Below are 14,639 nucleotides of genomic sequence, written 5' to 3'. Positions count from 1 at the left end.
AATGCAGCGCGATGGACTTGGAGATGTGGCGCACGGCGGCCTTGGCCGTGTTGTAGGAAACATAGTTCGCGCTGGCGATGATGCCGGCAATGGACGAGATGTTGATGATCGAGCCGAGGCCGTGGGCGCGCATCAACGGGATCGCGTACTTGCAGCCGAGGAAGATGGAGTCGACATCGACCGTCTGGACCTTTTTGAACATGTCATAGTTCTCGTCCTCGACCGAGCCGAGCGAGCCGATGCCGGCATTGTTGACGAGGATGTTGAGGCCGCCCATCGCTTCATGGGCCGCGTTCAGGACTTCCTGCCAGCGCGCTTCATCGGTGACGTCATGCTGGAATGCGAAGGCGGTGCCCTCGCCATGGGCGGCGTTGATTTCGGCGGCGACCTTTTCGGCGCCCGCGCCGTTCACATCGGTCAGCGTGACCTTGGCGCCTTCCCTGGCCAGCATCTTGCCGATGGCCTCGCCGAGGCCCTGCGCGCCGCCGGTGACGAATGCCATTTTTCCCTGAACTCTGCCCATACCTGTTTCCTCTCGGTTTTTTTGGTCGCCCTCTCCCTAGCAGCCGAAAGTGATGGGCGCCAATCGCATTCTTTGGGCAAATGCCCTTGATGCGTGGCCCATTCGGAGTGATCGTACCGGCATGACGCAGGGCAATGATCCTGACCGGGCAGAAGCCCATTTCCACCTGTTCGATACGGCCATTGGACCGTGCGGCCTGGCATGGAATTCTGCGGGCCTGATCCAGGTGCAGCTGCCGGAGGCGAGCGAGGCGGCGACAGAGCTGCGCCTCGGACGTATCGCAGGCGCCGCCTGGTCGGACAGGTTGCCGGACAATGTATCTGACTGCGAAGACCGGATGCACGCCTATTTCGAAGGCGAGGCCGTGGCCTTCACCGACATAGATATCGACATGCGCCGGGTGAATGCATTCAACGCGAAGGTCTATACTGCGCTGCGCAATGTGGGCTGGGGCGAGACGACGAGCTATGGCGCACTGGCCCGGCAGATCGGTGACCCGCATGCGGCACGGGCGATTGGCGCGGCGATGGGCAAGAACCCGTGGCCGCTGGTGGTGCCGTGCCACAGGGTGCTGGCGGCATCGGGCAAGATTGGCGGCTTCTCGGCCTATGGCGGCCGGGCGACGAAACGCAAAATGCTGCAACTGGAGCAATCCGATGCGGACGGCGCGGCGCCGATGCTGCCGGGCCTGTTTGATTAGGGTTTCGCGCTGCGGCGCTGGGCTTCCCATTTGCGGCGAAGGGTGGTGATGCGTTCGGGAAAGCGGCCGAGCGTTTCGGCGCGGCGCACCCGGTCTGTGCGGAAATGGCGGAAGTCCTGACGCAGTTCGCACCAGGCGGCGATCAGGCGGACATCATCCCAATAGGCGAGCAGGAAGGGCCAGACGACGCGGCGCGTGACATTGCCGGTCTCGTCAGCATAGTCGAGCGCGAGCTTTGTCTGGCCACGGATTGACTGGCGCACAAGGGCAACATCGAAACTGTCCTTCGGGCGCTCCCTGAAGCTGACGGGCGTAAGCCCGGAATCAACGATGACCGGCTGCAGTTCACGCGGCACGGCGACGGTGAGCTTGGCGATGAGGTCGCGCGCGCCTCGGGCGAGGGCGGCGTCGCCGCGGGCTGCGACCCATTGCGCGCCGAGCACGGCGGCTTCGAGTTCGTCGGCCGTCAGCATCAATGGCGGCATGTCATAGCCGTCTTCCAGCACATAGCCCGTGCCCGCCTCGCCGCGGATGGGTACGCGCTGGGCGATGAGTTCGGCCATGTCGCGGTAGAGCGTGCGCAGGGAGACTTCCAGCTCTTCGGCCAGCACTTGCCCTGTGACCGGCGCGCGGTGGCGGCGCAGGACCTGGATGATCTGGAAAAGGCGTTCGGTGCGTCTCATTTTTATGGTCCTACTGCCACGCTGCTGACACCATGCTGTCAGCAGCCCTGCCGTATCAAGCCCTTATCGCAATACTGATATGGAGACTGACAATGATCACACTTTACGGATGGGGCCCGATGTTCGATTGCCCCTCGCCCAGCCCTTATGTGATGAAGGCCGACATCCAGCTGCAGATGCTGGGCGTCAGCTTTGACCGCGCCATTGCCGACCTTGAGGCGGTGTCGAAGCACAAGGCGCCTTATGTGATGGATGGCGACGTGCTGATCCAGGACAGCAATTTCATCCGGGCGCATTTCGAGAAGAAGCTTCACAAGTCGCTGGATGCCGGCCTGACCGACGAGCAGCGCGCGGCGAGCTGGGCGCTGGAGCGGATGGCGGAGGGACACCTCGTCACGATCATGGCGATGGAGCGCTGGCTGAAGGATGACAATTTCTACAAGGGCCCGGTCCATTTCTTTGACGGCATGCCGGAACCGGCATTGTCAGAGATGACGGCCGGGCTGCGTGAAGGCATGGCCGGAACGCATTATGCCACCGGCATGGGGCGGCATACCGAGGCCGAGCGGATGCAGCTTGCCGAATGGGACCTGCAGGCCATCGCGGTGCAACTGGCGCGGAAGCCGTACCTGTTCGGCGACAAGCCGACCGTGGCGGACGCCAGCGTTGCGGCCGTGCTCATCAGCTGCGCGACCGAGTTCTTCGACACGCCGCTGACAGACCTCGTGCGCGGCCATACGAACCTCGTTGCCTATATGGACCGGATGAAGGCGACCTATTTCGCCCGGAACCTGTGGCCGGTTGGTGAAATGGCCTGAACCCCCTGGTGGCGAGGCTGCGCCTCTTCCCTTATAGACCTGTGTGTTCCCTGAAGGGGCACACAGGCAAAGGGGGGCTTTGTGGGACCGCTGAAATACCTGAATTTCCTGACGCAGACTGACAAGTCGCGCGTCGTCTATCTGGCGCAGGCCCTGGCGGCCGTCATCGTCGGCAGCGTCGTGATGCTCACGCTGGTGGCGATCCTGTTTCGGGACGCACCCGCATCGCAATCAGGCGATGAGGACGCGCCGCCACTGTTCGGCCTGCTCGTTATCTGGCCGATCGTCTCCACGCTGGCGCTCTGGTTCATTCTGTCGATGACGCGGCGGGCGACACCGACCTATTGGCACGCGGCCGGCTGGTCGGCACTAAGCTTCACGTTCGTGTTCGCGCTCCTGGCCGGGCTTCAGACGGGGCTGATTTTTGCCTGGCCCTATTTCATCTATTCGCTGACATTCCTGGCCTGGCAGCTTCGCTCGACACGCGACGGCCTGTTCATGACCGCACTGCTGCAGGCGGCGGTCATGGCCGTGCCCGCCCTGATCATCAAGCTTTAGGCGCGAGACGGGCGAAATCGATCAAATTTGCAACATCGTGTTCAGCGGGCATATACCGTGCGCGTGTTAGCGATGGGGGATGCTCCGCAAGCTCATCGCCTCGTTGATAGCTGTCTATGCCATCGCCTTCGCGTTTGGCGCGCTGACGGCCGTTCGCTGGCCCTCGATCATGATGATGGTCAGCTGGATCTTGCATGACGATGTGGCCGCAGGCCTTGAAGCGGTCGACTGGCGCGCGCTCGGCATCGCCTACGGCGCCCCCTATTTGCTGGCCGCGCTCTGCTTCTATGCCTCGGCCGCGATGATCGCCGGAAGGCGCCATGGCGGTGTGCTCTGGTATATCATGGGCCTCGCGGCCGGTTTCCCGACCGTCTATCTCGTCAGGTTTTCGGATGGCTGGTGGAACAATCCGACACCGGCCGAAGGCGCTGTCGCCGGCGCAGGGATTGGCGCGCTGCTGCTGCTGAGCGCGGTGTATGAATTGCGCAAACGCAAGCCTGTGCGCGTCCCGCTGGCTGAGCCGGCCCCTGCCCCGGCTGCGCAGCCCGTGGCCGTCGCCCCGGCGCCGGAACTGCAAGCGGAACCCGCCGCGGCAATTGTCCGGAAACGCCCGGCGGCCCCCAAGCCGACCTTCGTGCCGGCGGCGATCGCCCGCCAGCGTGCCAGCTTTGCAGCGCATGGCCGCCGCATGCATGCCAAGCAGAACCGGCCGATCACCATCCGCCTGTTCTAGGGTGAACCGGTTTCTGATTGCGAGCCGGGCGGCTTCGCCATAGCTTGTTCCGGGAGCTTGGGAGGGCATTGCAATGACTATTCGAATCCTGGTCGGGGTCGCCTTGGCTTTCCTTTCGGCATGGCTGCTCTGGCAGGGCCTCTCGGCCGTGATCATGATTACCAGCCGTGGCAGCCCGCTCGGCGATGCGCTGTTGCAGCCGCCAACCAGCCTGGTCCGTATCGTCGCAGCCTGCGTGGTTCTGCTTGGCGCACTTGTCGCTGTTGCCCAGCGCCCCGGCGGGGCCTGGCTCGCCGCAATTGGCACGGTGCTTTTCACCTTGCTGCCCATAATGATGGCGGCCACAGGCACGGCATCGCGCCTCTGGGCGGATGAGGCGATCGTCTCGCTCGTCCTGATCGCGCTGACAGCTGCCCTTTGTGTGATCAAGCGGCGAAAAGCCTGACCCAGCGTCAGAGGCCGCATTGATTTCAGAGCCAAAATGCCTAGGTTGCAGGCTCTCGCCCTAGAGGCCCTTTCAGCAAGGCAGAAATCCCATGTCAGAGACCTATGATGTCGTCATTATCGGCGGCGGACCCGGCGGCTACAATTGCGCCATCCGTGCCGGACAGCTTGGTCTGAAGACCGCTTGTATCGAATCGCGCGGCAAACTTGGCGGCACATGCCTCAATGTCGGCTGCATTCCGTCCAAGGCGCTGCTCCATGCGTCGCAGATGTATGCGTCGGCCCAGAACGACTTTGCCAGCATGGGCATCAAGGTCGGCAAGCTTGAACTCGATCTGGCCCAGATGATGAGCCAGAAGGAAGAGGCCGTTGACGGCCTGACCAAGGGTGTCGAGTTCCTGCTGAAGAAAAACAAGGTCGACTATATCAAGGGCTTCGGAAAGATTGCCGGCAAGGGCAAGGTCGAGGTCACCGGCCTCGACGGCAAGAAACAGACGCTGGACGCGAAGAATATCGTGATCGCGACGGGATCGGAGCCAACCGGCCTGCCGGGCATCGAAGTCGACGAAGAGCGCGTTGTGACCAATACCGGCGCCCTGTCGCTGACCTCCGTGCCGAAACGCCTGATCCTGATCGGCGCTGGCGTGATTGGCCTTGAGATGGGCTCTGTCTGGGCCCGCCTTGGCTCGGAAGTGACGGTTGTCGAATATCTCGACCGTATCCTGCCGCCAGCTGACGCTGAAGTAGCCAAGGAAGCGCAGAAAGTCTTCAAGAAACAGGGCCTCGATTTCCGCCTCGGCATGAAAGTGACGGGCGTTGAAAAGCTGAAGAGCAAACTGAAACTGACCATGGAACCTGCCAAGGGCGGCGATTCGGAAACGCTGGACGCCGATGTCGTAATCCTCGCGGTCGGCCGCAAAGCCTATACCGAAGGCCTCGGCCTCGAAAACATCGGCGTGACGCCGGACAAGCGCGGCGTGATCCAGCCCGTCGACGGCCATTTCAAGGTGGCAGACGGCGTTTGGGCAGTTGGCGACTGCATCCCGGGACCCATGCTGGCGCACAAGGCCGAGGATGACGGCGCGGCGGTTGCCGAGCTGATCGCCGGCAAGGCGGGCCATGTCGACTATAATCTCGTGCCGAGCGTCGTTTACACGAACCCGGAAATCGCCTGGGTCGGCAAGAACGAGGAAGAGCTGAAAGCTGCTGGCGTCGAATATGTGAAGGGCAAGTTCCCCTTCATGGCCAACTCGCGCGCACGCACGAACCACGAGACCGTCGGCTTCGTGAAAATCCTTGCGGAAAAAGGCACGGACAAGATTCTCGGCGCCCACATGATCGGCGTTGGCGTTGGCGAGATGATTGCCGAGATCTGCGTCGCCATGGAATTCGGCGCGGCTTCGGAAGACGTCGCCCGCACCTCTCACGCCCACCCGACCCTGTCGGAAGCCGTCCGTCAGGCAGCCATGGGCGTCGAAGGCTGGACGATGCAAATGTAAACGGACTATCCTTCCGGCATGTACACGCATGCCGGAGCCGGATGGAGCATCAGGGCGTTCACACGGAACGACCGGATCGCGTGCCTGCGTATCTTCCGGGATTGCCTGCGCGCCTTCCCCTGGCGTGGAGACTGGCAAGGCTACCTGCCCGTGCTCCAGAACGCCTTTGCGAACGCCCGCGTGCTGGTGGCGGAGGAGCCCTCGGCCGGTGTCATCGGCTTCCTGACCCTCAACATGACGACCGGCTATGTCGACCATCTGTTCGTGCATGCGGACTGGCGTCTTTGCGGCGTCGGGCGCGGCTTGCTGGATGTGGCGCAGAGCGAGGCGGGCAAAAGCCTGACGCTGGATGTCGATGCGCAGAATATCGGCGCGCGCAAAGCCTACGAGCATATGGGTTGGCAGGTCGTGGCCGATGCGCGGCCTTTGCGCCCCGGCCAGCAAGTCAGGCTGATCAGCCCCTGAGCCCTATTCGGCTGCCCGCATCAAGGCCTGCATCCGGTCCAGCCAGGCCAGCCAGCCTGCGCGCCCCTCTTCAGTGAGGAAGACCCGAGTCTGGGGCCGCTTGCCGACGAAGCGCTTCTCGATGCGGACATAGCCGGCCTCTTCCAGCTTGCGCAGGTGGGTGGAGAGATTGCCATCCGTGGCGCCAACCTTGTCCTTCAACTCGCCGAAGACAGCGGGATTGACGGAGGTGAGATAGGCCATGATGCCGAGCCTGAGGCGCCCATGGATGACATCGTCGATGCCATTGTGATCAAAGGGATTATCGCTGGTCATGACGGCTTATATAGTCTCCGATGGTTCGCCGCGAAGCAGGAGCATGCCCGGCAGGAAGACCGTGAGGCCGGCGACCAGCGCGCCGAGCAGCCAGACCATGTTCGTGCCCGTCAGGAAAACGGCCGCTGCAACACTGGCAATCGCCCCCCACCCTGCAAGCGTGAGCACACGGCTGCCCGATATGAGGCCCGAGGTAAGCTGCGACAGGCCATAGACGGCCAGCACGACCGGAACAGACCAGAGGAAGCCATCGCCTGCGCTGGCGCTGGTGTCGGCAAAAGCGCGCAGGATGGCGCCGGCGAAAAAGGCAAAGAGCGTCATGCCGGCGCCCATCCAGACAAGGGAGGATACGCGGTTGCCGGTGGAGGCAGCGCCCGGCTTGCTGGGCGGGAAGGTGAACTGCAACAGCTTGAAGCCGCCAAAGCCCAGCACGCCATAAGCCGACCACATCCAGGCGAAGGCGATGGGCTGCAGGCCGAACATGCCTTCGGCAATGGCAAAATGGCCGAGATAGGCGAGCGTGGTCAGCCCGCCCCACCAGCTGAGGAAGCGCCCGCCGAGCAGCGGCGCGTTCTGGCCTGCTTCGGCCATGTCACGCAGATAGGAAAGATCGTCGGTGAGGGATGAGTGGCTCATGAGGAAGGCTCCATTATAAACTTTGAAATACAAAGTAGTTTGCACATTTTACGAAGTCAAGCCGGTTTCGCGCTTTGCACGCCCGCGCCACTCGCCATGGCGGAAAAAGCCCGTTAAGCGGGGGGATGACCGAGACGCGCTCCGACGATCCTGAAACCCTCTATGCCGCGCCCGCCAAATGGGTCGCGAGCGGGGCCGGGGCCCAGGGCAACCTGTTTCTCACCGGACGTGCCGGTACCGGCAAGACGACCATGCTGCGCAAGTTTCTCGCTGGCGCGGGCGACAAGGCGGTCGTGCTGGCGCCCACAGGCGTCGCGGCGATGAATGCCGGCGGGCAGACCATCCATTCCTTCTTCAAGCTGCCTCCGCGCCTGGTGGAGCCGGGCGACATCAAGCGCCTGCGCTCGACACGGCTGATCAAGGCGGTGGAGACCGTGATCATTGACGAGATCTCGATGGTGCGGGCCGACATGCTGGACGCCATCGACCGCAGCCTGAAACTGAACCGGATGTCGAAGCGCCCGTTTGGCGGCGTGCGGATGATCCTGTCGGGCGACCTGCACCAGCTGCCGCCGGTCGTATCGAACAGCGAAGCGCCGATCCTGCAGGACCGTTATGGCGGCAGCTATTTCTTCAATGCGCCGGCGTTCAAGGATGCCGAATTTGCGCTGCTGGCGCTGAAACACGTGTTCCGGCAGGAAGATCCGCGCTTCCTGGCGCTGCTGGGCGCGCTGCGCACGGGCAAGGTGACGCCGATGGACGAGGCCGTGCTGCGCAGCGTCGTGTCGTCGCGCAGCGCCGTGGATGCGTCCGAAACGCACGTGGTGCTGACGCCGAATAATGCCAATGCCAACCGCATCAACCAGGCAAGGCTCGACGGCCTGAAGACCCGCTCGAAGACATTCTCTGCTGAAGTGCAGGGACAGTTCGAAGAGAAGGCCTTCCCCACCGAAGCCGATCTCGTGCTGAAGGAAGGCGCGCGCGTCATGCTGATCCGCAACGATCCGGAAGGGCGGTGGGTGAACGGGTCACTGGCGATCGTGGAAGGCTTTTCCGGCAAGGGCGTCATCGTCTCGATTGACGGCCGTGCCTATGAGATCGAGCCGTCGGCCTGGGAGAAATACCGCTATGACCTGGAGCCCGAGACCAAGAAGGTGAAGCGCGAAGTCGTCGGCACGTTCAAGCAGATGCCGCTGCGCCTTGCCTATGCCGTGACGATCCACAAGGCGCAGGGCCTGACGCTGGACAAGGTGTTCATCGACTTCGACAGCGGCATGTTTGCCCATGGGCAGGCCTATGTGGCCTTCTCACGGGCGCGAACCCTGGAAGGGCTGGAGATCAGCCGCGAACTGCGCCCGCGTGATCTCGTGCTCGACCGGGAGGCGTTCGCCTTCGGCAAGCTCGAGACGATCGAGGACACGGACGCCTATCTGCTCGCGAAGTTTGCCCGGGACGACAGCGCGCTGATCTGAAACGCGCTGCGCTTAGGCGAAGACCTGGGAATAGGACGGCTCGGCATAAGGCGCCCGTGCACGCACCATCGTGTTGCCGATCAGGTCATGCACGCAGCGGCGGTCTGCCCGGAAAAGACCGACAGCATAACCGCCACAGAACGGGACAAGGTTGACGATAAAACGGCCCAGCGTGTTGCGCATGATGACCGCGCCGAGGGCCGGTTTCTGCCCGTTGGGATCCGTGACGACTGCGCCGAATATCAGTTTGCCGAGCGTCGCCTGCATGCCGGAGCTTTCCATGAGGCAGCCATAAAGTGCCTGGGCCAGGAAGCAGACAAGGCCAAACTTCAGCAGTTCGAGATTGGCGCGCGCCTCTTCGGGCGAGCCCGCGTCGGCTGTGGACAATGTGCCGATGGCGCTGCTGAGCGACGGCAGGAAAACAAGGCCGACGGGGATCAGGACGAGAAGCTCGTCGATGATGCGCGCAACGATGCGGCGGCCGAAAACGGGTTTTCCGGCCGGCTTGCCCTGTGGCTGGCCGGATTGGGGCGACGCGTAGGACGGCATGGGAATGGAGGATAGGGCGGCGGGCGCCGCCTGGCCCCGCATGCTGCGCTCGGCTTCAAGAAAAGCACGGGCCTCCGGGCTGAGATCGCCCTTGGGATGCGCGGGCGTGCCGAAGACGCCCGCCGATGATGTCGCAGCCGGGCGTTTGCCAAAGCGTGGGGCTTGTTCGGCGCCCGCTTTCTTTTTGCCAAAAGTCGCCATACGGCTGTCCTCCGTTTGCCTATCTCCTTACACGCTGGAGTTTAGGTTCGGGTGGACTCTAATGGGGGAATTTTTCGCCCCGTGTTAAGGATATGGCTAGGCGAGCTTGCGGATTTCCTCGGCCAGCTGGCGGTCATTATCGGTGACGATCTTCTCGAGCACGTGGACGCGCTCTTTCAGCCTGTCGATGTCGGACTGCATGCGGGCAACATCCTTTTCGGACGCCGCGTCTGCCTGCTGGTTATGTTTCATCTTGAAATAGTTCTTGAGCACGCCCGCACCGACCGAAATCAGTACGATGATGACGACCATCTGAAATGGATCCATTTTAAGCGCCTCCAAGCGTTATCGATAGTCGATATATGGGCAAGTTTGGGCCCGATGCAAGGCCTATTATTGCCCGGTCGAACCGAATCCGCCAGTGCCGCGACGGGTCTCATCCAGCGTATCGACCTCGGCCCAGCCAAGTTGGGTGACCGGCGCCAACACCAATTGCGCGATCCGTTCACCGCGCGCGATGGTGAAAGGTTCGGTCCCGAGATTGATCAGGATGACCTTGATCTCGCCGCGATAATCGCTGTCGATCGTGCCGGGGGTGTTGAGACAGGTAAGGCCATGCTTGGCGGCAAGGCCGGAGCGGGGGCGCACCTGTATCTCATAGCCTTCGGGGATGGCGACGCTGAGGCCGGTCGGCACCATGGCGCGCGCGCCGGGGGCCAGGACCATCGGCTCAGCCTCTGGCAATGCGGCGCGTACGTCCATGCCGGCCGAACCGGCGGTTTCATAGGCGGGCAGGTTCAGCCCTTCGAAATGCGGGAGCGGACAGACGCTGACAGTGACGTTTTTCATGGGGCGCAGCCGTGTTCGAGTCGCGTGGCGGAGTCAAGTAAGACGGCGGGCGAGATAGACGACTTCCTTCGTGTCATCGGCATAGGACCGCCGGCCGATCTCTTCAAAGCCAAGGCGCGCATGGAAGCGGAGGGACCCGGGATTGGGCGGCCGCAGGTTCACTTCGCAGGTGATCCAGGGCGTCTTTCCGGCATAGGCTGCGAAAGCATCTTCATAGAGGGCCGCGCCGACGCCCTGCCCCCGGCCTGCCTCGGCAATGGCGATGCGGTCGACATAGATGAAATCGTCGCCCCATTTTTCCAGCCAGCGCAAATTGGCGCTGTCATAGCCCATTTCACCCGGCGGGATGAGGTTGATGAAGCCGAGCAGCGTGCCGTCGTCGTCGATGGCGACACGGGCATCATGGAGGCCAAGCCACTTGCCGAGCGTTGCTTCGGTCTCGTCGCCAACACCGGGCACACCAGCCTGGTTGATAACGTAAAGGGCGGGCAGGTCAGATGTCTTATAAGGGCGAATGATCATGCCGGGCGGGTGCGCCATGGCGGCAAAGCTGTCAAGACGGCCCTATTCGGCTGCGAGCTTGATGCCGCCATCATCGCCGCCGAGTTCAGCCGCGATCTTGCGGGCGAGGCGGGTGGCAACCTCTTCCTTGCCCATGCGGGGCCAGCGTTCGGACTGGTCGTGCGTGATCAGCACGACTTCATTCTCGGCGCCGCCCATGACATCGCCGGAGACATCATTGGCGACGATCCAGTCGCAGCCCTTCCGGGCGAGCTTGGCGCGGGCATAGTCTTCGACGTCATGCGTCTCGGCGGCAAAGCCGATGACGAGGCGCGGGCGGTTCTTGCGCTTGTTGGACAGTGTCTTGAGGATGTCAGGGTTTTCGGCCAGTTCCATGGCCGGGGCTTCGGCATCCGTCGCCTTGATCTTGAGCTTCTTGGTGGCCGCGCGGGCGGGGCGCCAGTCGGCAACGGCGGCGACGGAAATGAACACGTCGGCAGGCAGTGCGTCCTCGCAGGCCTTGAGCATCTGGCGGGCGGTCTCAATCTTCACCAGCGTAACGCCGCGCGGGGGCGCGAGGGCGACGGGGCCGGAGACGAGCGTCACATCAGCGCCCTGCGCAGCCAGTGCCGCAGCGATGGCATAGCCCTGACGGCCCGAGGAATGATTGGACAGGTAGCGGACCGGATCAAGCGGCTCGCGGGTCGGGCCGGCGGTAATGAGGGCATGGACGCCGGAGAGTGCCCCCTGCCCCTGTCCATTCAGCTGGGTTTCAATCTCAGCCACGATGGCGCCAATTTCAGGCAGGCGACCGGGACCGAACTCGCCGCAGGCCATGGCACCTTCGTCGGGCTCCATCACTGTGACGCCATCAGCGCGCAGCTGGGCGACATTGCGGATCGTCGCCGCGTGCTGCCACATGCGCACGTTCATGGCGGGCACCATCAGGACAGGCTTGTCCGTGGCAAGCAGCATGGTTGAGGCCAGATCATTGGCGAGGCCGGCATTGGCCTTGGCCATCAGGTCTGCGGTGGCGGGGCAGACGACGACCAGATCGGCCGAGCGCGAGAGCTGGATATGGCCCATCTCGGCTTCTTCATCGAGATCGAACAGTTCGGTATAGGCCTTGTCGCCGGAGAGCGCGGAGACGGAAAGCGGCGTGACGAATTCCTGGCCGGCCTTGGTCACGATGCAGCGGCTGGCAATGCCGCGACGGCCAAGTTCGCGGATCAGCTCGAGGCTCTTATAGGCCGCGATGCCGCCGCCGATGACGAGGAGAATGCGTTTCTGTTCCATGGCCTTCAGATAGGTTGCTGGCGCTGTCTTACCGCAAAATCCTTGCAGAAACCCCACAAAAGCCCGTGAAACCGCCGCGACTGGTAAAGATTCAGCAGGGTTTCAGTCAGGAAACCGGTCCGGGCGGATGCGTGTGACGGATCCGGGCGTGTAGACAATGACCGTCTTGTAGGGATTCCGAGGGGGCTTCTTGACCCGGATCACGGTCTTCCCGGCGTATTCCGTGTCCAGGCTCCAGGTCGGTGACCGGCCATGTTCGGTGACGACGCTGCCGCGGAAGATGCGAATGCCGGATTTTTGCTCGCGCGGCGTGACCCGGATGATCCGGGCCTGGCTGGAGACATGCGCGCCGGATTGGCCCGGCCCGCCTTGCAGTTCGCGCGCAGGGGCCGCGCCTGATTGGGGGACGTATCCCACCTGTTCGAAAGGCGCCGACAGGATGAGGCTATCGCGGGCCGTGGCTGTGGGGGCGAGCAGTGCGATGCCTGCAACAGCAAACAGGATGGCCTTCATGACGCGCCCCTTCCGACTCGGACAGGGCAAGCGTAGGCCAATCGTTAATACAGATTAAGGGCTTACACCTGGCACGGGAGTGTGACGGCGAAAGCAGGCGCCTCAGGCGAGGGCGACGATACTGCCATAGCCTATCAGGGCCAGAATGATGACCAGCCCGAACCAGCCCCACCAGGGCGCGAAGGGGGCACGCCGGACCGTTGGCGGACCGTTCGCGGGTTCATCAAGGGACGCTTCGAACCTGTCCATGACCTCTGGCAGGCGTTTGAGGCGGTTGGTGATTTCCTTGAGGTTGCCGCTGATGAGGCGGGCGGCACCTTCCGGGCCGAAACTGCGCCGGACCCAGCCACCCACGACCGGCTCGGACGCTGTCCAGATATTGTGCCCGGGATCAATGGCGCGGGCGACGCCTTCGACCTGCACCATCGTCTTCTGGAGCAGGACCAGCTCCGGGCGCATCTCCATGCCGAAGGTCTGGGTATAATCGAAGAGCTGGAGGATGACCCGGCCCATCGAGACCTCCTCGGCGGGCTTGCCGTGGACGGGCTCGCCGATGGAGCGCAGGGCCTGCGCAAAGTCACCCACCGATTGGGTGGACGGCACATAGCCTGCCTCGAAGTGGACTTCGGCGATGCGCATGTAGTCGCGCTTCAGGAAGCCCCAGAGGATTTCGGCCAGGAAGCGGCGTTCGGTCATGCCGATGCGGCCGATGATGCCGAAATCGACCAGCGCGACCTTGCCTTCCGGCGTGATGATGATGTTGCCTTCGTGCATGTCTGCATGGAAGACGCCATGCTCGATCGCATGGGTGAGGAAGCCGCGCGTGATGTCATTGGCGAGGGCGACGCGGTCTATGGCCGGATTGGCAAGCGCATCGGGATGGGTGAGCGGAATGCCCTCGACCCAGCCCGTGGTGAGCACACGGCGGCCCGTCCTGTCCCAATCGACGGGCGGGACCTGGAAATAACCGCTCTTTTCGCTGAGCGCGCGCATCTCGTCGGCACCGCCCGCTTCAAGGCGAAGGTCTGTTTCGCGCATCATGGCGGCGGAAATGGTTTCGGTGAAGGCGACGGGCTTCAGGCGGCGGCTTTCGACGGAGACGCCTTCCACCATGCGGGCCGCGCGTTTCATGGCGGAAAGTTCGCGCAATAGCTGGCCTTCGATGCCGGGGCGCAGGATCTTGACCGCGAGCGGGCCGCTGGCCGTCTCCATGCGGTGAACCTGCGCGAGGGAGGCCGCTGCGATGGGCTTGCCGAGGTCCGGGAAGAGTCGATTGGCTTCTTCTGCGCCGAATTCCTTAACGAGGGCCGCGCGGGCGAGCTTCACGTCAAACGGCGGCAGCTTGTCCTTCAGGCGGCTGAGATCCATCGTGACTTCGGCGCCAAACACATCGGGTCGCGTCGCGAGGAACTGGCCGAGCTTGATATAGGCGGGCCCGAGCTTTTCGAGGGCGCGGGCGAGGCGCTCGCCGGGGCGCCCACGGGCACCGCCACTGAATATGCGCAGGATGCCCCCGGCTACGCGCGCAGGCAGTGGCAGGCGCGACTGATAGGCGCCGGGCAGGATGACGTCATGACGGGCGAGCGCCGTGCCCGCGCGCATCAGGCGCAGATAGTCAGATACAGCGCCCATCAGGCTGTTCCGTCCGGGCGGGAACCATCCCGCAGACCGGGGCGTTGTGAAGGCGAGATCAACAATGGAAAGGGCCTGTCATGGCTAGTTCAAATACAAACGGCAACGGTTTTCTGTACTTTCTGGTCGGCGCGCTCTTCGTCGGCGTGATTGGCTTCGGCATCTATTATTTCACGCAGGACAACAGCGCCAATGCAGACCTCGAAATCTCGGTCGGCGACGATGGAATCAAGGTCGACGGGAACTAGTCTG

The 14,639-nt window shown here is 63.2% G+C and carries 20 protein-coding genes; 9 read left to right on the top strand and 11 right to left on the bottom strand.

Features of this window, described 5'->3' with window-relative positions; genetic code table 11:
- Positions 1-523: SDR family NAD(P)-dependent oxidoreductase (locus HY30_RS11700; RefSeq protein ID WP_034740551.1), on the bottom strand; the 523-nt coding region annotated here is incomplete at its 3' end.
- Positions 524-575: 52 nt separating this feature from the next.
- Between HY30_RS11700 and HY30_RS11695 the strand changes: the two genes are divergently transcribed.
- Positions 576-1,223 carry a methylated-DNA--[protein]-cysteine S-methyltransferase gene (locus HY30_RS11695; RefSeq protein WP_206741461.1) on the top strand — a complete coding sequence of 216 codons (648 nt, stop codon included), beginning with the start codon at positions 576-578 and terminating at the stop codon, positions 1,221-1,223.
- On the opposite strand, the gene HY30_RS11690 is transcribed toward HY30_RS11695, so the two are convergent.
- Entirely contained in the window at positions 1,220-1,906 is a 687-nt protein-coding gene (locus HY30_RS11690) for a helix-turn-helix transcriptional regulator (RefSeq protein ID WP_034740411.1), read from the bottom strand. The two genes, HY30_RS11695 and HY30_RS11690, sit on opposite strands and share 4 nt — an antisense overlap.
- Positions 1,907-1,998: 92 nt before the next feature.
- Between HY30_RS11690 and HY30_RS11685 the strand changes: the two genes are divergently transcribed.
- The 6 genes from HY30_RS11685 (at position 1,999) to HY30_RS11660 (ending at position 6,423) form a co-directional block, all read left to right on the top strand.
- Positions 1,999-2,724, top strand: coding sequence for a glutathione S-transferase family protein (locus tag HY30_RS11685; RefSeq protein ID WP_034740409.1), 726 nt, complete (start codon positions 1,999-2,001; stop codon positions 2,722-2,724).
- An 81-nt stretch (positions 2,725-2,805) separates the two neighbouring features.
- Positions 2,806-3,282: a hypothetical protein gene (locus HY30_RS11680; protein ID WP_034740405.1), complete on the top strand. Its 477-nt coding sequence runs from the start codon at positions 2,806-2,808 to the stop codon at positions 3,280-3,282.
- Positions 3,283-3,361: 79 nt separating this feature from the next.
- Positions 3,362-4,015, top strand: a complete 654-nt coding sequence (locus tag HY30_RS11675) for a hypothetical protein (protein ID WP_034740403.1) — start codon at positions 3,362-3,364, stop codon at positions 4,013-4,015.
- Positions 4,016-4,088: 73 nt separating this feature from the next.
- Positions 4,089-4,460: a hypothetical protein gene (locus HY30_RS11670; protein WP_034740401.1), complete on the top strand. Its 372-nt coding sequence runs from the start codon at positions 4,089-4,091 to the stop codon at positions 4,458-4,460.
- Positions 4,461-4,551: 91 nt separating this feature from the next.
- The gene (gene lpdA, locus HY30_RS11665; protein WP_034740397.1) at positions 4,552-5,958 is read left to right on the top strand and encodes a dihydrolipoyl dehydrogenase; all 1,407 of its coding nucleotides are present in this window, start codon (positions 4,552-4,554) and stop codon (positions 5,956-5,958) included.
- 18 nt (positions 5,959-5,976) lie between these two features.
- Positions 5,977-6,423, top strand: a complete 447-nt coding sequence (locus HY30_RS11660) for a GNAT family N-acetyltransferase (protein ID WP_034740395.1) — start codon at positions 5,977-5,979, stop codon at positions 6,421-6,423.
- A 3-nt stretch (positions 6,424-6,426) separates the two neighbouring features.
- Here HY30_RS11660 and HY30_RS11655 read toward each other — a convergent pair whose 3' ends face one another.
- Both HY30_RS11655 and HY30_RS11650 read right to left on the bottom strand, forming a co-directional pair.
- A complete protein-coding gene (locus HY30_RS11655; RefSeq protein WP_034740393.1) occupies positions 6,427-6,738 on the bottom strand; it encodes a winged helix-turn-helix domain-containing protein in 312 nt (103 codons plus the stop codon).
- Positions 6,739-6,744: 6 nt separating this feature from the next.
- Positions 6,745-7,374: a hypothetical protein gene (locus HY30_RS11650; RefSeq protein WP_034740391.1), complete on the bottom strand. Its 630-nt coding sequence runs from the start codon at positions 7,372-7,374 to the stop codon at positions 6,745-6,747.
- A 125-nt stretch (positions 7,375-7,499) separates the two neighbouring features.
- Between HY30_RS11650 and HY30_RS11645 the strand changes: the two genes are divergently transcribed.
- A complete protein-coding gene (locus HY30_RS11645) occupies positions 7,500-8,846 on the top strand; it encodes an ATP-dependent DNA helicase (protein ID WP_034740389.1) in 1,347 nt (448 codons plus the stop codon).
- Positions 8,847-8,858: 12 nt separating this feature from the next.
- On the opposite strand, the gene HY30_RS11640 is transcribed toward HY30_RS11645, so the two are convergent.
- From HY30_RS11640 to HY30_RS11610, 7 genes are all read right to left on the bottom strand, one after another.
- Positions 8,859-9,596 (bottom strand): RDD family protein, encoded by a 738-nt coding sequence (locus HY30_RS11640; protein ID WP_034740387.1) that lies wholly within the window; start codon positions 9,594-9,596, stop codon positions 8,859-8,861.
- A gap of 96 nt (positions 9,597-9,692) precedes the next feature.
- The gene (locus tag HY30_RS11635) at positions 9,693-9,923 is read right to left on the bottom strand and encodes a hypothetical protein (RefSeq protein ID WP_034740385.1); all 231 of its coding nucleotides are present in this window, start codon (positions 9,921-9,923) and stop codon (positions 9,693-9,695) included.
- Positions 9,924-9,989: 66 nt separating this feature from the next.
- Positions 9,990-10,445 (bottom strand): dUTP diphosphatase, encoded by a 456-nt coding sequence (dut, locus tag HY30_RS11630; RefSeq protein ID WP_034740383.1) that lies wholly within the window; start codon positions 10,443-10,445, stop codon positions 9,990-9,992.
- Positions 10,446-10,478: 33 nt separating this feature from the next.
- A complete protein-coding gene (locus tag HY30_RS11625) occupies positions 10,479-10,967 on the bottom strand; it encodes a GNAT family N-acetyltransferase (protein ID WP_034740547.1) in 489 nt (162 codons plus the stop codon).
- A 42-nt stretch (positions 10,968-11,009) separates the two neighbouring features.
- Positions 11,010-12,242, bottom strand: coding sequence for a bifunctional phosphopantothenoylcysteine decarboxylase/phosphopantothenate--cysteine ligase CoaBC (gene coaBC, locus HY30_RS11620; protein WP_034740381.1), 1,233 nt, complete (start codon positions 12,240-12,242; stop codon positions 11,010-11,012).
- A 102-nt stretch (positions 12,243-12,344) separates the two neighbouring features.
- Entirely contained in the window at positions 12,345-12,755 is a 411-nt protein-coding gene (locus tag HY30_RS11615) for a hypothetical protein (RefSeq protein WP_034740379.1), read from the bottom strand.
- Between the two features lie 102 nt (positions 12,756-12,857).
- Positions 12,858-14,387, bottom strand: a complete 1,530-nt coding sequence (locus HY30_RS11610; protein WP_034740376.1) for an AarF/UbiB family protein — start codon at positions 14,385-14,387, stop codon at positions 12,858-12,860.
- Positions 14,388-14,467: 80 nt separating this feature from the next.
- Between HY30_RS11610 and HY30_RS20015 the strand changes: the two genes are divergently transcribed.
- Positions 14,468-14,635, top strand: coding sequence for a hypothetical protein (locus tag HY30_RS20015; protein WP_155839313.1), 168 nt, complete (start codon positions 14,468-14,470; stop codon positions 14,633-14,635).
- The last annotated feature ends 4 nt before the right edge of the window (positions 14,636-14,639 follow it).

Origin of the sequence: Hyphomonas chukchiensis (assembly GCF_000682695.1) — a bacterium.
GTDB lineage: Bacteria > Pseudomonadota > Alphaproteobacteria > Caulobacterales > Hyphomonadaceae > Hyphomonas > Hyphomonas chukchiensis.
The sequence above is the reverse complement of the archived record's forward strand: the minus strand, read 5'-3'. Positions and strand labels throughout refer to the sequence as shown.